General features: G+C 66.3%; 13 protein-coding genes. 11 read left to right on the plus strand and 2 right to left on the minus strand.

Going from position 1 to position 19100, the window contains the following annotated elements; genetic code table 11:
* Nucleotides 1-349: 349 nt before the first annotated feature.
* The 3 genes from H5T60_02090 (at nucleotide 350) to H5T60_02100 (ending at nucleotide 2740) form a co-directional block, all read left to right on the plus strand.
* Nucleotides 350-928: a dual specificity protein phosphatase family protein gene (locus tag H5T60_02090; protein ID MBC7241220.1), complete on the plus strand. Its 579-nt coding sequence runs from the start codon at nucleotides 350-352 to the stop codon at nucleotides 926-928.
* A 124-nt stretch (nucleotides 929-1052) separates the two neighbouring features.
* Nucleotides 1053-2294: a DUF3048 domain-containing protein gene (locus H5T60_02095; protein MBC7241221.1), complete on the plus strand. Its 1242-nt coding sequence runs from the start codon at nucleotides 1053-1055 to the stop codon at nucleotides 2292-2294.
* Between the two features lie 29 nt (nucleotides 2295-2323).
* Nucleotides 2324-2740, plus strand: a complete 417-nt coding sequence (locus tag H5T60_02100; GenBank protein ID MBC7241222.1) for a YjbQ family protein — start codon at nucleotides 2324-2326, stop codon at nucleotides 2738-2740.
* Nucleotides 2741-2743: 3 nt separating this feature from the next.
* On the opposite strand, the gene H5T60_02105 is transcribed toward H5T60_02100, so the two are convergent.
* A complete protein-coding gene (locus H5T60_02105; GenBank protein ID MBC7241223.1) occupies nucleotides 2744-3361 on the minus strand; it encodes a DNA-3-methyladenine glycosylase in 618 nt (205 codons plus the stop codon).
* Nucleotides 3362-3541: 180 nt separating this feature from the next.
* On the opposite strand from H5T60_02105, the gene H5T60_02110 reads away from it, so the two are divergent.
* The 8 genes from H5T60_02110 (at nucleotide 3542) to H5T60_02145 (ending at nucleotide 17445) form a co-directional block, all read left to right on the plus strand.
* The gene (locus tag H5T60_02110) at nucleotides 3542-4171 is read left to right on the plus strand and encodes a sigma-70 family RNA polymerase sigma factor (GenBank protein MBC7241224.1); all 630 of its coding nucleotides are present in this window, start codon (nucleotides 3542-3544) and stop codon (nucleotides 4169-4171) included.
* Entirely contained in the window at nucleotides 4140-4985 is an 846-nt protein-coding gene (locus H5T60_02115) for a hypothetical protein (protein MBC7241225.1), read from the plus strand. Before H5T60_02110 ends, H5T60_02115 begins: the two co-directional genes overlap by 32 nt.
* A gap of 196 nt (nucleotides 4986-5181) precedes the next feature.
* Nucleotides 5182-5871: a response regulator transcription factor gene (locus H5T60_02120; protein ID MBC7241226.1), complete on the plus strand. Its 690-nt coding sequence runs from the start codon at nucleotides 5182-5184 to the stop codon at nucleotides 5869-5871.
* Between the two features lie 39 nt (nucleotides 5872-5910).
* Nucleotides 5911-10476, plus strand: a complete 4566-nt coding sequence (locus tag H5T60_02125; GenBank protein MBC7241227.1) for a hypothetical protein — start codon at nucleotides 5911-5913, stop codon at nucleotides 10474-10476.
* 21 nt (nucleotides 10477-10497) lie between these two features.
* Nucleotides 10498-12162 carry a tetratricopeptide repeat protein gene (locus H5T60_02130; protein MBC7241228.1) on the plus strand — a complete coding sequence of 555 codons (1665 nt, stop codon included), beginning with the start codon at nucleotides 10498-10500 and terminating at the stop codon, nucleotides 12160-12162.
* Between the two features lie 224 nt (nucleotides 12163-12386).
* Entirely contained in the window at nucleotides 12387-13745 is a 1359-nt protein-coding gene (locus tag H5T60_02135) for a hypothetical protein (GenBank protein ID MBC7241229.1), read from the plus strand.
* Nucleotides 13746-13764: 19 nt separating this feature from the next.
* A complete protein-coding gene (locus tag H5T60_02140) occupies nucleotides 13765-16062 on the plus strand; it encodes a GAF domain-containing protein (protein ID MBC7241230.1) in 2298 nt (765 codons plus the stop codon).
* A 102-nt stretch (nucleotides 16063-16164) separates the two neighbouring features.
* Complete coding sequence (locus H5T60_02145; GenBank protein MBC7241231.1) at nucleotides 16165-17445, plus strand: extracellular solute-binding protein; 1281 nt, start codon at nucleotides 16165-16167, stop codon at nucleotides 17443-17445.
* Here H5T60_02145 and H5T60_02150 read toward each other — a convergent pair.
* The coding region (locus tag H5T60_02150) for a DUF2723 domain-containing protein (protein ID MBC7241232.1) at nucleotides 17426-19100 on the minus strand (1675 nt) is incomplete at its 5' end. The genes H5T60_02145 and H5T60_02150 overlap by 20 nt on opposite strands.

A 19100-nucleotide genomic window follows, 5' to 3' on the forward strand; every position in this document is an offset into this window, starting at 1 on the left:
CGGAGAGTTGCCGGCGTGTTTCGGACCGTAGCTGGCTGTCATCCTGCACCGACGAGCGCCGGTGCCGCACGCGCAGACCGCATTCGCCGGCGGCCAGCATCAGCGGAATCAGCCATGCCCAGCACTTCCCCTGGGAGTTCGTATCCTTCTCTGCCTGATACATATACCCTTCACCGCGCCGCATTTTGATATCATTTTAGCATTTTCTGATATGAGAATCAAGCGGAGCAGTGTAAAGCGAAGGTTAAAAGTATCGTGGGCGACAGCCACCCGAGGGATCGCTATTTGGCCGGCGGACAGGTGGATGGTACAATGGCACTCCATCAGGATCCTGTTCGCGGAGAGAACAATGCTGGGGAAAATCGCCAAAGGTCTGGGCATCCTGCGCTATCGCCTGCGCACCCAGGGCCTGCGGGTGACGCTGTTATGGGCGCTGGACCATGCGGTGCGCGCCGTGCGCGGCGCCAATATCCGCCGGCTGTGCCAGATCACCCCGGAGCTGTTCGTGGGCGGGCAGTACCGCCGGCGGGGCTGGCCGGTGATGGCCGGCTGGGGCATCACCGCAGTAGTGAATATGCGCGTGGAATTCGACGACCAGGCCGCCGGCATCGCGCCGCCGCGCTACCTCCACCTGCCGGTGGAGGATGACGCCGCTCCCACATTCGAACAGCTCGAGGCCGGCGTGCGGTTTATTACCGATGCGGTCGCCGAGGGGGGCAAGGTCTATGTGCACTGCGGCGCCGGCGTGGGGCGCGCCGCCACCATGGCGGCGGCCTATCTGGTCAGCACGGGGCTGACGCCGGCCCAGGCGTGGGAACGTCTGCGAGCGGTGCGTCCTTTCATTAAACCCACGCCGGTGCAGTTGGCGCAGTTGGAGCGCTTTGCCGAGCAGTGGAAGGCCCGCGCCGGGGAAGCGGTCAAAGGATAGGTCCGCTCCGCGGCCGGCCGCAGTTGGAAGGCCGGCCGTCCTGTGCTATAATGCGCGGTACTGGGCAGGGTTTGTGCTCAATATGCGAAAGGTCTCGCGAGGTGATCCAGGAGGGATGGCAGGCATGAACGAACGGCAAAAACGATCCGCCGGCTGGCAAGCTCCCCTTATCATCGTAGCTCTGCTCCTCATCGCCAGCATGGTCCTCGGCGGCTGTGGCGCAAGCGTGAAGGCTACCCCCACTCCCACCAAAACGCCGAAAAGTGTCAGCACGAATGCCCCTCTCCCGACCAATACGCCCCTTCCTACTTCTCAACCGACAGAGACTCCCGTCCCTTCGCCGGCGGCTTCCTCGTCGCCCACCATCCCTGCGGCCGGCAACGGAGGGACACCGCAGGTCGAGCTGATTGTCCCGGCGCTGGACAATGCTATTTGTCCGCTGACCGGCGAGGTGGTGACCGATCCCACCAAACTGGAGCGCCGGCCGCTGGCCATCAAGGTCTCCAATGCCCCGTCCATCGTGCGGCCGCAGGCCGGCCTCGACAAGGCCGATGTGGTCTTCGAGCATGTGGCCGAGGCCGACCTGACCCGCTTCACCGCCATCTACCTGTGCCAGGACGCGGAAAAGGTGGGGTCGGTGCGCAGTGCGCGCCTGATTGACCTCGAGATCCCCGCCATGTTCAAATCGCTGTTCGCTTTCTCGGGTGCCAGCGGCGGGGTCAAGCTGAAGATCAAGGCGTCGGACTTCGCGGAGCGGGTCTTCTCCCCGGATCCGGGGTTCAATGACCCGGGGTTCCGGCGCATCCCGCAGGAGGGCAAGGCGTTCGAACATACCCTCTTCACCGACACGCCCACCCTCTGGAAGCTGGCGAGCGAGCGGGGCATCAACCAGCGGCAGAACCTGGAGGGGTGGGTCTTTTCGGTCCAGCCGCCGGCCGGCGGCACGCCGGCGCGCGAGATTGACATCGTCTACCGCCCCAACATCGCATCGGCCGAATACCGCTACGACCCACAGCGGGAGGCCTACCTGCGTTATGTCCTGGGCGAGCCCCACGTGGATGAGGTCACAGGCCAACAGTTAACGGCGCGCAATGTCGTCGTGCTCTATGTCAATCATGTGGAGACCGATATCGTGGAGGACAGCACCGGCCCCAAGCCCTATTACTCCATCGAGATCCAGATCTGGGGGCAGGGGCGCGCGCAGCTCTTCCGCGACGGCCGGATGTACGAGCTGACCTGGTCCCGGCCCCGGCGCGAGGACATGATCCGCTTCCTGGACGCCAACGGTAATCCTTTCCCTTTGAAGCCGGGCAACACCTGGATCCAGGTGGTTCCTTTGAATTTTCAGATCGCAGTGAGGCCGTAAACACCCGGGCATAGGAGGTCGGCAGAGCCATGGTGCGAACGGAGCGGGTTCGCGTACAGACCGCCGGCTTCGCCGATATCGTGGACATCACCCCAGAAGTGGCGGATGCGGTGCGGCGCGCCGGCCTGAACCACGGCATTGTCACGGTCTTCGTGGCCGGCTCCACCGCCGGCGTCACCACCATCGAGCATGAGGACGGCCTGCTGCGCGACCTGCAGGAAGCCTTCGAGCGGATAGCCCCCAGCGACCGCCCGTACCATCACGATCTCCGCTGGGGCGATGGCAATGGCTTCTCCCATGTGCGGGCCTCCCTCCTCGGGCCATCCCTGACGGTGCCGGTGGAGAACGGCCGGCTGACGCTGGGGACCTGGCAGCAGATCGTGCTGGTGGATTTCGACAACCGCTCGCGCCGGCGGGAGCTGGTCATTCAGCTCATGGGGGAGTAGGCGTTACCCCGGGGCGCGTCCCTGGTGTGAGACAAATGGGTTATCCGGCAGGAAGAAGCGCCAAGGGCGCTCGCGGGCCAGGGCATCGCCGCGCACACCGATGCGCCGGCTGGCCGCCACCCGAAGCTCATTCTGTCGAGCAGGCTCGATGAAGAGCCAGGGGCTGGTGCACAGATCACAGCCGTTCAGGGAGCGATCGATGGCCAGCGCCTGGCATAATTTGCCCGGCCCGTTGGTCAGCTCATGCAGGGGCCGGCCCTGACGGTGGGCCTGCATGCGGGGGATGCCCTCCGTAGGTTCGATGGCGCGGATAAGCACCGCCGCCGGGAAGCCCTCCTGCTCCGTGACCACGTTCAGGCAGTAGTACATGCCGTAGATGAAGTAGATGTAGGCGAAGCCGGCCGGCCCGTACATCACGGCGTTGCGGGGTGTTCGGCCGTGGGAGGCATGGCACGCCTGGTCCTCCTCGCCGATGTACGCCTCCGTCTCCACGATGATGCCGGCGAGGCGCTGGCCGTCTTCCATGACGCGCACCAGGCGCTGGCCCAACAGCTCCCTGGCCACCGTCAGCGTGTCACGTGCGTAGAACTCCCGCCCCAGGCGCACTTGCTCCGATGTCATCCAGCCCAACTCTCCTGGCGATGATGCGGCCGCTATTGTACCACAGCCGGCGGAGGCCGGCCAAGCCGGGAAACCCCAGCGTCATCCCCCGCGGAGCCGGACGAAAGTCGCCTGGCAGGCCGGCCGTCAGGTGTGATACAATGCAGATAGACCATATCCGGAAGGCCCGTTCCTTCGTCTATGTTCATGCAAGATGATGTGCAGGGCGTCGAGGAACGCCGCTTGCTGGAGCAGGCGCAGTGCGGCGACCAGCAAGCTCTAGCGAGCATTTTCGACCGGTACTATGAGCGCATCTACGCCTATATATACCGTCGAACTGGTCAGGCGAGCCTGGCGGAAGACCTGGCCGGCGAGGTGTTCCTGCGTCTGGTCGAAACGCTCAAGCTTCAGCGCGGGCCGAACCTGCATCTGGGCGCCTGGCTGTACCGGGTTGCCCATAATTTGGTCGTGGACCATTTCCGCCGCAACGCCAAGGCGCCCACGCAGTCCATGGAGGATTGGCTGGTAGCCGTGCCGGATGACCCGCTGGAACATGTGGAGCAGGAGCAACTGCAGGCGGTGGTGCGGCAGGCGCTCCGCCGGCTGACACCGGATCAACAGCAGGTCATTATCCTGAAGTTTGTGGAGGGCCTTTCCAACGCGGAGGTCGGACTTATCCTGGGAAAACCGGAAGGGGCGGTGAAGTCGCTCCAGCACCGGGCGCTGGCCGCCCTGCGCCGGCAGTTGGAGAAGGCATTGCCCCCTTCCGCGTGGCCCAGGTGGGTCAGGAGCAGTCCTGATGAAGGACCGAAGGGACGAGATTCTGGATGAACTCCTCGCCAGACTGGATGCTGGCGAGTCCATAGAGGAATGCCTGGCCGGCTACCCGCCGGCGGCGGCAGAGGACCTGCGCGCCTCCCTGCAGGTGGTGCTGGCACTGCGCGCCCTTCGGCAGGTCCCACCCCCCCGCCCGGAGGCGCGCCGGCGCATACGGGCGGAGGTCCTGGCGCGCGCCGCGGAACCGCCGGCGAAGCGGGGCGGGCCGGCATGGTCGTTCCCGGTTGCCCGACGCTGGGCCTTCTGGACAGTCGGGGCGATGGTGGTTCTGGTGCTCCTGATGGCCGGCATATGGCAGTACGGCCTCCGCTGGCGAACGTATCCCGCTTTCGCGCCTGGGCCGGCTTCCACCCAGCTTGCCGGCCTGGTGAGCACTCCCACGCTCACTCCCACACCGGCGCCGACCCTGCCGTCGCCGACACCGCCGGCCTCCGAATCGCCCACTCCGCCGCCGGCCCCCTCACCCACTCCCAGAGCGACCAGGACGCCGGCGCGGGGCACGGCCGTGCCAGTCGTCCCCACGCCTTCGCCCACTCCCTCGCCGGCGGCGGTAACGCCGGCGCCCACCACGCCGGCCCCGACACCTACCCCGGTGATCCTGCCGACGGCGACCTGGACACCAACTCCGCCGCCTCCGCCCACGCCGACGCCGCCACCGCCTCCGCCGCCCACTTCTCCGCCGGCGCCGACACCGACGGCGACCGAGCCTCCGCCCACCCCAACGCCGGCGCAGACCGCGGAGCCAGGGCCCACGTTCGTGTCGACGCTGGTGCCGGCCTCGGAGCCGACCGCCACACCTGTGCGCTAGGCATACAAGAGGATCGCGAATATGCCCCGCTCCCGCCGCCTGTGTTGTCCTGCGCCGGAGCCATGGGATGCATCCTGGGTACGGGATGATCATCCAACGCCGGCGGTCCGAAAGGAGCCGTTTGGAATGGGGGGAGTGGTGGGGTATAATATGTATGTTCATGGTACAGTAGAAACACACACAGGGGGTTGGGAAAATGAGCGCCCGCATCCTGATCGTGGATGATGACCCGCCCAGCCTGAAGATGACCGCCTTCCTCCTGCGGGAAGAGGGATACCAGGTGCTGACGGCAGAGGATGGCCGGCAGGCACTGCGCCTCATCGATGAGGAAGAACCAGACCTCCTGGTGCTGGATGTGATGATGCCCCATATTGACGGTCTGGAGGTCTGCCGGCGGGTGCGCCAGTCCCGCAACGTCCCCATCATCATCCTCTCGGCCAAGGGGGAGACCAGCGACCGCGTTCTGGGACTGGAGCTGGGGGCCGATGATTATCTGGCCAAGCCGTTCGAGCCCAGCGAACTGCTGGCGCGCATCAAGGCCCTCCTGCGGCGGGCGGCCGCCTTCTCCCAGCCGGCGCTGGAGAACCTGGAGGTGGGCGGGATCGCGCTGGATTCGGTCAATCATACCGCCACCTTGCCCAACGGCGAGACGGTGGTACTGACCCCTATCGAGTTCAAGCTCTTGCATGCCCTGATGAGCAATGCCGGCCGCACCGTCAGCCACGATAAACTGCTCAATTACGTCTGGGGGTACGATTATCCGGGCGATGCCAATCAGATCGCGGTCTATATCGGGCGCCTGCGCGCCAAGATCGAGGAGGACCGCCGGCACCCCCGACGTCTGATCACCGTGCGCGGCGTGGGCTACCGCTTCGAGAAGCCTTGATGCCCAGCCGCCAGCCATCCAAGCGAGGCGGAAAGAACCATGAAGCGCTTTCATCATGCAAGTGGACTGCTCGCCAGTGCACTGGGTATCACTATCTTTCTGGCCCTGCTGGCCGCGCTCTTCATCTGGGCCGGCCCCTCTCGGGTCCAGGCCCAGCCCCCAGAACGAACGCTTCCTCAGGTTCCTCTGTCCGACGCCACCAGCACCTGGGGCGATTTTCAGCCGTCCGGCTGGGCCACCACCACCTCGCCGGCCTGCAGTGTCACCGTCACGGACAGCCTGGGCCTGCAGGAAGCCACCGCCGTGTACCGCTATTCCACCAACGGCGGTTCGAGCTGGAGCGCATGGAGCAGTGCCGGCCTGTCCATCAGCGGGGATACGGACACCACCAAATACATTACCGTAACAGGCGTGACCTTCATCCAATCGGGCACGGACAACCTCATCCAGTTTCGCATCCTGGACCTCAACGGTGACCCCGATACCAGCCCGGTCTTTCTGGTGAAGGTGGACAGCCAGGCGCCGGCCGCGCCCACCGGCCTGGCGGTTTCCCCCGCCGGCTGGAGCCCCACCAACAGCTTCACGCTGACCTGGACCAACCCGGCCGACACCTCGGGCATCGCCGGCGTCTATTACAAGTTGGACTCGCCCCCCACTTCGGCCGGCGACGGCACGCTGGTGGAAGGCGCCGGCATCTCCAGCCTCAGCTCCCTGATCGTCAGCGGGAACGGCGCGCACCCGATCTATATCTGGCTCAAGGACAGCGCCGGCAACGTTGACCACAACGCGCGAGCATCCGCGACGCTGTACCTGGACCAAGACCTGCCCAGCGCTCCCAATGCAATTACCAGCACCACCCATACCGTGGCGGCCTGGTCGCAGGATAACTACGTCCAGGTCAACTGGTCGGGGGCAAGCGACCCCACCAGCGGCATCGCCGGCTACGCGGTGGCCTGGGACCAGTCGCCCGAGACCCTGCCGGCGCCCATCACGACCACCACCCAACAGCAGGCCATGAGCCCGGCGCTCCCCGACGGGGACAACCACTATGTGCATATCCGCGCCCGCGACCTGGCCGGCAACTGGTCCGCCAGCGCGGCGCACCTGGGGCCTTTCTATATTGACCGCACCGCGCCGGCCGCCCCGATCAACCTGACGGCAACCCCTATCACCTGGACGAACATCAACCAGTTCAGCCTTTCCTGGACCAATCCCGCCGACCTGTCGGGCGTCGCCGGCGCCTATTACAAGCTGGATTCGCCGCCCGGCCATGCGGAGGACGGCACGCTGATCGCCGGGGCCGACATCCAATCCATCTCGAACATCACGGTCTCGGGTGACGGCGCGCATCCGGTCTATGTCTGGCTGAAGGACACGGCTGGCAACGCGCTCTCCTCCCAGCGCTCCTCCACCACGCTCTACCTGGACACCGTCCGTCCGGGCGCGCCCGCCAACCTGACCCCCAGCCCCGCCGGCTGGAGCAATTCGCCCTACTTCGGCATTACCTGGACCAACCCCAGCGACCTTTCAGGGATCGCCGGCGCCTATTACAAGCTGAACGCCGAGCCGACCGCCCCCACCGACGGTACCTGGGTCACCACCACCAACACGATCACCAATATCCTGGTGCCGGCGGAGGGGGAGCATCATATCTATTTGTGGCTGAAGGACCGCGCCGGCAATGTGGACCACGGGACGCGCAATGTCCTCCTGCGTGCATTCAAATATGACGCTACCCCGCCGGCCACGACCTATGTCATCACCGGCACACTGGGCAATCACGGCTGGTATACCAGCGCGGTGTCCGTGGGGTTCAGCGCCTCCGACAACCTGGCCGGCGTCCAGCGCACCGAATATCGCATCGGCTCCAATCCCTGGCAGACCGGCACCAGCCTGAGCATCTCCGCCAGCGACATCTATACCGTCTCGTATCGCTCGGTGGACCAGGCCGGCAACGAGGAAACGGCGCACGATCTCCTGCTCAAGATTGACCGCGAGGCACCGACCAGCGGTCTGGCCATCACCGGCACACTGGGGGCCAACGGCTGGTACACCAGCCCCATCACTATCACCTTCGTGGTGACGGACCCGGTGTCCGGGCGCGATACCACCATGTACCGCCTGGACGGGGGGATATGGCAGGCCGGCGATGGCCTGGTGGTGGACTCGGACGGCATCCACACCCTGGAGTACTATTCGATTGACCGCGCCGGCAATCGGGAATCCACCCATACAGCCACCCTGCGGGTGGACCTGCTCCCGCCCCTCACCATGTACTCCACGGAAGGGACCGCCGGCGACGGCGGATGGTTCCGCTCACCCGTCACCGTCACCCTGACCCCCACCGACCTGGCGTCCGGGCCGGCGGCGACCTATTACCGGCTGGATGCCGGCAGTTGGATCTCGGGCACAAAGGCCACGGTCTTCAGCGAGGGCACCCATTCATTGGCATTTTACTCGCGCGACTATGCCGGCAACGTGGAGGCCAGCCAGGCCATCAGCGTGAACATTGACGTCACGCCGCCCCTGCCGCCTTTTGGGCTTGCCGCTCAGCCCGTAGGCTGGACAAAGACCAACGCCTTTACGGTGACATGGTCCAGCTTCCCGGACCTTTCGGGCATTGGCGGCGCCTATTACAAGCTCAACGCCGAGCCGGCCTCACCGACCGACGGCACCTATGTGGCCGGCGCGACCAATCAGCTCACCGGCATCCAGGTGCCGGGGGAGGGCAAGCACACCGTCTACCTGTGGCTGCGCGATGGCGCCGGCAACGCCAATCACCTTACCCGCAACGTGCTCAATCAGGCGCTCTGGCTGGATACCACGCCTCCCACGACCACACATGTGCTCACCGGCAGCCTGGGATTGAACGGCTGGTACACCTCGCCGGTACAGGTGGGGCTGACCGCCGTGGATGCCCTCTCCGGTGTGGATCGCTATTTCCATCGGATCGTTGGCGTCAGTGATTGGGCCGAGGGCCGGGTCTTTACCATCACTACCTCCGGCCGGCATTCCATCCAGTACTACGCGGTGGATGCGGCCGGCAATGAGGAATCCACCAAGACGGGCTTCGTGCGGGTGGACCTAGAGGCGCCGCCGGCGCCCATCAATCTGCGCGCCGAACAGATCGGCTGGCAGAGCGAGAACAGCTTCAGCGTGACCTGGGACAATCCTCTGGATACCTCACTCATCGGCGCGGCCTATTACAAACTGGGCGCGCCCCCGGCCGGCCCGGAGGACGGCACGCTGGTCCCGAACTTGCTGTCGCCGCGCATTGACGGCATCCGGGTGCCGGCGGAGGGCAAGCATGACCTCTACGTCTGGCTCAGGGATAATGCCGGCAACCTCGACCACACCCATTATGCCTATGTGCCGCAGGCGTTCTGGTACGATGCTACCCCGCCCACGACCACGTACACCATCACCGGCACGCCTGGGTTCGCCGACTGGTACCGTTCCCCCGTCAGCATCACCCTGAGCGCGGCAGATGCCGGCTCCGGGGTGCTCAGCACGGTCTATCGGGTGAACGGCGGGCTGTGGCAGACGGGCACAGCGCTGAGCATCTCGGCCGAGGGCACCCATACGGTGCAGTTTTATTCCATTGATCAGGCCGGCAACAGCGAGCCGCTCCGCACCCTGACGGTGAAAATTGACACCCGCGCCCCCAGCTCGACGGTGGTGGGGCCGACGGCCATCTATCAGGAGGAAAACGTCTTCACCGTGTCGTGGTCGGGCAGTGACCCCGACCCTGGTTCCGGCCTGCTGGGGTACGACATCCAGTATCGGATGGGCCGGCTGGGTACCTGGACCACCTGGCGCACGGCCACCGATGAGACCTCCGGCCTGTTCGCCGGCCAGCGCGGCCGCTTGTACTTCTTCCGCTCGCGGGCGCGCGACCGCGCCGGCAACGAGGAAGCGTACCCGGCCGGCGACGGCGATCGCATGGTCTATATCGAGCCGGTGGCGAACGGCCGCTTTGAGACCCGCGACCTGACTTCCTGGACGCACGGCGGTGAGCTGGGCCGGCGGGTCGAATCGCTGAGCACCCACGGCGGCGGCACCAGCTACATGGTCATCCTGGGCAACCCAGAGCTGGGGCCCTGCTACGACAACCAGCCCTCCACTCTGCCGGTCGGCTCTGCCTACATCTCCCAAACCGTGTATGTGCCGGCGCCCCCCGATGTAGTTGCGCCAAAACTGCATTTCTGGTATCGTATCATGACGTACGACGTGGTGTGGAGCGAGCGCTATCAGCGCTACTATGATTCGTTCGATGTGGAGCTCGCTGTTGGCGGGACAACGCGACTGCTCCTGCGCGACGGCAACTTCGATCCGAATCAGGTCGGCGCCGGCAAGCCGGTCGTGGACCTGGGCTGGAAGGAGGGCGTGATCGATCTCTCGACATACGCCGGCCAGACGATCACCCTGTACTTCCGCAACAGCAATCGCGTGGACAACTACTTCAACACCTGGACCTATCTGGATGACATTTCCATCACCGATTCGGTCACCGGCTATAAGGTGCAGGTGCCGCTGGTGATGCGCGCGCTGGCCGGCACCGCCATGGGAAAGACGCAGATAGGGGCGGCCGGCGGCCCGCGATAATCTCTTTGGAAAGGCGCGAGGATGACCTGTCCGTATCTGGGGACATTGGAGAACCGTGAGAAGCATTACGACTATCCCACCGACGAGAACGTCTGCTACGCCGGCGGGAACGGCGCATCCCCGATGACGGTCGGCGCTGTCCATCAACAGCGCTACTGCTTATCCGATGCGTTCGAGGAATGCACCTTTTACCGCCAGGCGCAGTCCCCAGCCGCAACCGGCCCCTCCGACTTGATGTCCTTATCCCCGGCCGAGCTGTATGAGCGCGGCATGACCCATTACCGCCGGCGCGAGTGGGTGGAGGCGCGCACCTATTTTCGCCGGCTGAAGGAGATCGAACCCACCCGCAAGGGCATTGATGATCTGTTGGAAGACCTCAACCTCTTCATCCAACTGCAGTCGGTGCGGGCGCCGGTCGAGCCAGAGGCCGGCCTTGCCGAACTGCTGGCAGAGGCCACGGCGCAGGCCATGGGCGCGGAGCCGACTGATGAGACGGAAGAGGAAAGGCTGTCGCCGGTTCCTGCCGCTGTCCCCGCGCCGGCCGGCCGTCGGCCGTTTGCCGGCAGAACCATGGGGATCATCATCAGCATCGCCATCGTGATCATCGCGGCGCTGATCGCGGTCTTTGCCGGCAATCCCCCGCTGGTGGGCCGGCGCGCCAGCGAGGCCGAGGCCATCGCGCTCTACAACCGGGGCCAGGCACGCCTGGCGGTGGCGGATTACGACGAAGCCATCGCCATCTTTGAGCAACTGCTGGAGATGGAACCGGACAACCGCGAGGCCCAGGCGGCGCTGGAGCGGGCGAAGAAGCTCAAGACCCTGGATCAGCTCTATCAGGAGACGCAGGCGTTATTGAAGGAGGAGCAGTGGGATAAGGCGGCGGAAAAACTGCGGGCCATCTTGGAGCTGGACCCGAACTACAAGGATGCCTATGCCCTGCTCTCGGATGTGGAGCGCAAGCGCCGGCTGATTGCCCTCTTCGAACAGGGGAAGACCAACTTCGAGCTGGGAAACTGGGCGGCCGCCGCTTCCGATTTCGAACAACTGCGCACCCTGGACCCGACATTCCACGCCGATGAGGTGCAGGAATATCTGTTCCAATCCTATATGAACGACGGCCGCGCCTTGATCGAGGGGGCCGGCGAAGCGCTGGACCCCATCAAAGAGGCGCTCCAGCGCTTTGCCAGTGCACTGGGTATCCATCCGCGGGATAAGCAGGCCGCCGAGGAGCGCCGGCTGGCTACCTTATACCTGGATGGGCGGCAGGCGTACATCAAAGGTAATTGGGATCTGGCTGTCCAGAAGGTGCGCGAGGTGTACTCGGCACGGCCCGATTATGCCGGCGGATGGGCGGCGCGCACCCTATACTCGGCCTATGTCCAGCGCGGCAACCAGTTCATGAGCGCCGGCGACTGCCAGTCCGCCCTGGACATGTTCACGCTGGCGTTGGCAGTGGAGGTGCCGGACCGCAGTGTGGCGCAGGAGCGCGCCGCGGAGGCGCAAAACTGCATCACGCCGCCCACGCCAACCCCGACCATGACGCCGACCTTCACGCCGACCGTGCCTCCGACGCCCACCCGGCCGGCCACGCCGACCCCAGTGCCAACCGCCACTTTCACGCCGGCGCCGCCGCCACCCACCCAGCCGCCGCCGCCACCGCCGCCCACTCCCACGCCCCCGCGCTGAGGCGGCAGGCATGGGCCGGCGGATAAAGCTGTTCCGATAGGTGTACTCTCGGCGCCATGGTCACGCGATCATGGCGCTTGCCTTATATGCAGGAAGGCAAGGAACAATAACCCTTACCCCTGGCCCCTTCCCCCACATGGAGGAAAGGGATCGGGGATGGGGCGTATGGACCGGATTGACAGCTATATGTTTCTCAACGCCCTCTTGCAGGAAGGCGTCGTGTCATGAGGAGAAATCCCTACCGCCTGCGGTATATGATCATGCTGGCAGTGCTGAGCTTCACTGCCCCGCTGGTGTGGGCGGCCGCGCTGTACATGCCGGCGCCGGCCGGGAGCTGGGTGCCGGCCGGCGGGCCCCAGGCGCCGGCACTGCAGATGGTGATGGTGCCGGGCCGGCAGGGCGGGAACTGGCTGGCCGTCGGCTTCGAGGGCGAGGGGGTGTGGAGCTTGCCGGCCGGCCCATTGAGAGATACGGACTGGTCCCGGCTGGGGGAAGGACTGCCGCGTTCCCTGGCCGATGGGATATCGGCCGTCGCACTGGCCCGGTTGGCGGATGGGCGTCTGCTGGCCATGCTGGTGGATGGGAGGATATGGGTGCTGGAGGAAGAAACAGGGGAGTGGCGGTCAGCGACCTCGCCGGTGTATCCGCCGCGCGCCGGCCTCCTGAGCGCCGGCGCCAGCGGCGCGCTCTATTTCGCGCTCCACACTCTGCTGTACCGCAGTGACGACGCCGGCCAGCATTGGAGCAAACTGTCCCCGCCCCCGCAAAGTGCGGATATCATGTGTCTGCTAGCGGATGGGCCGGCCCCCGGCATGCTGGCCATTGGCACGCGCGCCGGCGAGCTTCTCATCACCTCGGCGGACAGCGTCTCCTGGCAGACCGTTGGATCGCTGGGGCAGGGGGCGGTCTGCCGCGCTCTGGCCGGCGACGGCCAAGGCGGCCTGTATGCGGCGACTTCTGTCGGCCTGTACCACTGGCGGCAGGAGAATGGGAGATGGGTCGCGGATGCAGTGGATTTCGCCGGCGAGGATGTTGTCGCTGTCCTGATCGCCGGCTCGCGCCCATCCATGCGTTTTGCGGCCCTACGGCACGGGGGTGTATGGATGCGGCAGGGGGAGGATGACGCGTGGAAGCCCGTGGGAAGCGGGTTGGAGCATCTGGAGCTGAGGGCGCTGGCGCTCGATGAAGAGAGCGGCGCGCTGTACGCCGGCACGCCGCGCGGGGTATGGTGGACGCTGATCGAACTGCCGCCGGCAGAGCCGTCTCCGCCGGCGGTGAAGCAGACGCCGTCCCTCACACCTACCGCCAGCCCGACCCATACCCGCACGCCCACCCCGATGCCTGCCCGCACGCGCACGTCCAGCCCGACAGCTACCAGGACCGTGACTCGACCGACTGCGGCGCGCTCGCCGACGGCGACCAGCACCTTCACCCCATCGGCCTCGCCCTCGCCGACGAGCACTGCCAGCCCGACGTCCACGCCGCGCCCGGCCGCGACCAGCACGCCCACGGAGACGCCGGCGCCTACACCGACCGATACGCCGGCCCGGCCGGCGCCGGCCACACCGACGCCGGCGCGCTAAAGGGCGGAGAGAAGGTCTGATGATGGAACGGAAAGGAGAGACATTCGGTTATCGCGAACCCGTAGAACATACCGAGCTGTTTGCCCTGGAACTGCGGTTGGCGGCCGCCACCCGCCTGATCATCGCCGCGCTGGGATTGGCCCTGCTGGTGACGGGCGGCCCCCTGCGCGCGCCGGCCCTGGTGCTCCTGCTGGTGTACGTTGTGCTGGGCACCATGTTCAGCGTACTGCCGGCGGCCAACTGGCTGATCCCGCAGGTGGGGCGTGCCCTGATTCTAGCCGGCACCGTCCTGGATACGGCCTATATCTCCTGGCTGGTCTATCAGGACGGCGGCGCGACCAGCCGGCTGTTCCTGCTGTATCTGCTCCCGCTGTGGAAGGGGACACTGCTCTATCCCTATATGCCCCAGGCGCTTGTGCTGGCGGTGCTGTTCGCGCCGCTGTACGTGGCGGCGGCCTTTGCCGCGGCCAGCAGTTTCTATTTCGTGCGCCAGGCGGATTTCCTGGTGACCTATGCCCTGCTCTTTGTCATGGCCGGCCTGAGCGCTTACGCCGGTCACACCTTCAGCGTGCGCCAACAGCGCATCCGCCGGCTGTACCACCTCCTCAGCACCAAAAACCTCGACCTGGAGCGCAAAACCTCGGTGCTCCAGCACACCGCCACAGAGCTGAGCAACCGCGTGGTGGAACTGCGCTCCCTGCAGGAAGGCATTAAGGCCATCAGCTCTGCCCTGGCGCTGGAAGATGTACTGCGCCTGATTGTGGAGAACGCTTCGCAGGTGCTGGCCGGCAGTCCCTGCTACCTGGCCGCTGTGGAGCAGGAGGGACAAAGGCCGGCCCTCCTGACCTGGACGGCGACGTCCGGGGAAGCCCCTTCGCCGGCTCTGCTGGCCCTGCTGGAACAGGTGGCGCAGTCCATCGTGCAGGCCGGCCAGCCCGTTTCCCACCCGCATGTGGTGCGGGATATGCAATTTGGTGAGCACGCCGGGCTTGCCGACCAGGCGCTGATCGGCGCGCCGCTGATGGTGGAGGGCCGGCCGCTGGGCGCACTGATGGCGCTCTCGCCCCGCCCCTTCACCGACGAGCAGTTGGACCTGTTAGCCGCCTTCGCTGACCAGGCCGCGGTGGCGTTGAAGAACGCCCGCCTGTACCGCGACCTGGCGCAGGAAAAGCGGCGCTCCGAGGAGAAGAGCAGTGAGCTGGAAGCCATCGTGCGGGGCATCGGCGACGGCGTCATCGTCACCGACGCACAGCTCCGGCTCGTGCTCATCAACCCCAGCGCCATGCGCATCTTTGGGCTGACCAGCCCACCCATCATGGGCCAACCCCTGCGCGCCTACGTGCGCAACGAGGCCCTGCTGGAACTGCTGGAGGAGACGCGCAAGGCGCCGGCGCAGATGGCGGTGCGGGAAATTCCCCTGCCGCCCACGCGCGACCGCCAGCCGGTCTATCAGGGCCTGGCCTCGGTCCTGCGCTCCACCGACGGGGATATCAGGGGCATCGTCACCGTACTGCGGGACATCACCGGCCAGAAAGAGCTGGAGCGCATGAAGTCCAATTTCCTGTCGGTCATCTCCCATGAGCTGAAGACCCCGCTCCATTCCATCAAGGGCTTCGTGGACATCATCCTGATGGGGAAGACGGGGCCCATCAACGAGGTTCAGCGCGACTTCCTGAGCACGGTGAAGGACCAGACCGCTCAGCTCCAGCGCCTGATCAACGATTTGCTGGAATTCTCGCGGCTGGAGTCGGGGCAGATCAAGCTCCAGCCGGAGATGATGGCAGTTTCCAGCCTGGTGGCCGAGGTGATGGAAAAACTGCGGCCGCTGGCGGAGCAGGGCGGGCTGACGCTGGTCAACGAACTGCCGGCCGATTTCCCTGCCATCGAGGCCGACCCTGTCCGCATGGAACAGGTCTTCAGCAACCTGATTGATAATGCCATCAAGTTCACCCCCGCCGGCGGGGCCATCACCGTCGCCGGCGAGACCACCGCCGACGGCGTGCGCCTCTACTTTAAAGACACTGGCATCGGCATCCCCCTGGAAGAGCGGGAGCGCATCTTCGACCGCTTCTACCAGGTTGAGGGCGGCCCCACCCGGCCGTACCGCGGCACCGGCCTGGGCCTGACCATCTGCAAGCATATTGTGGAACGCCATCACGGCCGCATCTGGGTGGAGGGGGAGCCGGGCCAGGGTGCGATCTTCGTGGTCGAACTGCCCCTGCGCCTGCCGAGAGAGGAAGAGCTGTCGCTGGACTTCTCGGCCCTGCCTTCCAGCTCGGCGCCTGAGCGGCGGGACGATGCCGGCGCTGGGCGGTGAAGGCCGGCGGGCGTGTTCCGCAGTTGGCGCGCCGGCCGAGATGTGCTATAATCGCATTACGTCAAGTCGGGAGCGCGCATCCAGCGGCAGAGGAACCTTTCTATGCACAGGCACGCACTTGTCGGCATCATCACCTTGGGCGTCATCATCGGCCTGCTGACCGGCTGTGCCGGCGCGCCGCCATCCGCCGCGCCAACCCCTTCGCCGGCCGCCGTGCCCCAATCCCAGGCGCTGGCGACGCCGACGCCCGCCGGCCCCGTTACCCTGACCCTGTGGCACCGCTGGCCAGAGCGCTTCGCGGCCTCGGTGCGCCAACTGCTCGACGAGTTCGAGCAGACGGCCGGCATCCGCGTGGAGATGACCTATCAGGCCAGCCTGCATGAGGCGCTGAACGAGGCGCGGGCGGCCGGCCGGCTCCCCGATGTGGTCGCCATGCCCGGCGATTACCTGTCGCTGGCGGTGGAGACCGGCTGGCTCCAGCCGGCGGAGCCCTTGTTCGACCCGGCCATGCTGGAGGAGACCTATCTGCCGGCCGGCCTGGAAGCCCTGCGCTATCAGGGGCATCTCTGGGGCCTGCCCCTGAACCTCCATACCCAGACCTTTATCTACAACATGGACCTGATTTCCGAGGCGGAGCTGTCCGCCGACACCGCAGAGCTGGTGGCGAAGGCGCGGCAGTACCAGGCCGCCCACCCGGGAATCTGGTACCTGGTGTATCCGGCGCGCAACGATGTCTTTTTCGCCGCGGCTTGGTTTTACGGCGCCGGCGCCTGGTACGCGCGCGAGGACGGCAGTGTGGGGTTGAACACGCCGCCGGCCGTAGCCGCGGCGGAATTCATCGCCTCCCTGCGGGAAATCATGCCGGCGGATATTGACCTCACGAAAGCGGACGCACTCTTCAAGGCCGGCCAGGCCGCCATTACCATCAACGGCATCTGGTACCTGGCGGAGCTGGACGCGGCCGGCATCCGCTACGGCCTGCAGATCATGCCGGTGGTCAGCGCCAGCGGCATGCCGGCGCGCCCCCTGGTGGCGGCGGACGGGCTGATGATCACCTCGCAGTGCCAGCGGCCGGCGGAAGCGGCCCGTCTCATCGCCTATCTGACCAATGCGGAGAACGCCCTGCGCCTGGCGCGGGGCCACAGCGTCGTGCCGGCCAACCGCTTGGCCGTCCAGCGCGCCGGCCAGGAAGGGCTGTGGATCGTGGCGCACTATGCCCGGCAGGCGGAGCTGGGCCAACCTCTGCCGGCCACCCCCTACTGGCCGGCAGTCCTCCCCGCCGTCCGCGACGCCCTCGAGGCCATCTGGGAGGGTCAGCCGCCGGCGGAGGCGCTCCAGTCGGCGCAGACAGCGGCGGAACAGCTTATCGCGAGCCTGCGCTAGCCTGGCGCGGCAGATTCAGCCGGCATTTGCCCAGTTCCCCCGCGCCGCCCGGTTGATAGAGCAGTACCTCCAGTCCGTCCACCTGTGCCCCCGCCGGCAGGCGGATGACGTAATCATCCCGCACCACTTCGCCCGCGCGCCAGCGCGAGAAGGGATAGGCGTTCCATGCCGGCGGGTGATCCTGCGCCGCCAACGTGCCCTCCAGCCAAAGGTAACCGCCGGCCTGCAGAGGCCGCACGGATACGGTCATGTCCGCCAGGGGCTGGTGCGCCCGCCAGTACAGCGCGGTGTGGAAAGTGTCCTCCTCCGCCGGCAGGATGTCCAGCCCTATCAGCTCCAGTCCCGGCACCGGGAAACAACCGGCGGGGACGACGGGCGGTTGTGTCAGCTCCCAGCGGGGCTGGCGCAGTGCCTCCACCAGATGCGCGCCGGCGGACCACCAGGCGGCCGGCTGGCCGATCTCCTGCTGGAACAGGGCCACCGCTCCCACCGTCACGTACAGCGGGCGGGGGTCGCCGCCGGCCAGCCACTGCCGCGCCTGGCAGGTATTGGCTGGTGTCACATCCGGCCGCTCCCCCCACACGGTGGTCAGGTACTGTACAGCGGCCATCTCTTCTGTCGTGCCGTAGATGAGCGCCCCGCGCGCCGGCGCGTCCGCCAGCAGCGCGCGTGCCAGCGGGATGGCGTCATCGTCCGGCCGCCGGCTCTGGTCCACGTGCGGGTAATTGGCGGCCAGGCGCAGGGCAATGAGCGCGATCAAGCCGGCGGATGTCAGCCAAAGGGCCGGCGCCCTCTTCGCGGGAGGGAAGCGCCGCAGGAGGGCATCCAGCAGGCCGGCGAACCCCAACAGGACCAGCGGATATACCGGCATGACGACCTGATACCAGTTGCCGAAACGGTCAATGTAGCTGAACAGCAGGTAGATGACGAGGGTGGGGTATATCAGCCGGGCGCGCGGCTTCCCCAGGAGCAGGATGCCGACCAAGCCTGCCAAGCCGACGCCCGGCGTCAGCTCAGCCAAAAACAGCCAGGGATAGTCCTGCGGCGCGCCGCCGAAGCTCCAGGTCAGTTCCGAACGGCCCTGCTGGGTGCTGAGGAACTCCCAGAACCATCTCCCGCCGCGCCAGGCGATGCCGCTCCAATCGGGGTGGGCGCGGCCGGCCCAGTACACGAAGAGGTAGCTGGTTAGCGGCAGGATGGTCAAGACGGCGGCCTGGGCCAGCAGACGCCGGCGGCGCAGTAGCCCGGGCTCCTGGCCCAGGTAAAACAGCAGTAGCCCGGGGACGATGAAGAGCACGGTGATGAGGTTGCTGAGCGCAAAGCCGGCGTTCAGGGCGCTGTAGAGCAGATAGCGGTCGGCGCGCGACCTCTGCCAGCGGAAGGCCCACAGCACAAAGAGCAGGGTCTGGAAGACCGCCGAGGCGTACTGTTCGGTGGTGACGGCATAGTACCAGAAAAAGTAGGTGACGGCGTAGAAGCCGGCGGTCAGCCAGGCCAGCGGCCACAGGTCTGTGATCTCCAAAAGGACCATATAGAGCACGGCCAGGGAGGCCAGTGCCCACAGGGTGGAGAAGAGCGAGAGCACCTGGGTGGGGTTGAGAAAGGGCAGGACCGCCCGCCCAATGCGGAACCAGAGCCATCCCAGCATGGAATAG

This window comes from Anaerolineae bacterium (assembly GCA_014360855.1).
Taxonomy (GTDB): domain Bacteria; phylum Chloroflexota; class Anaerolineae; order JACIWP01; family JACIWP01; genus JACIWP01.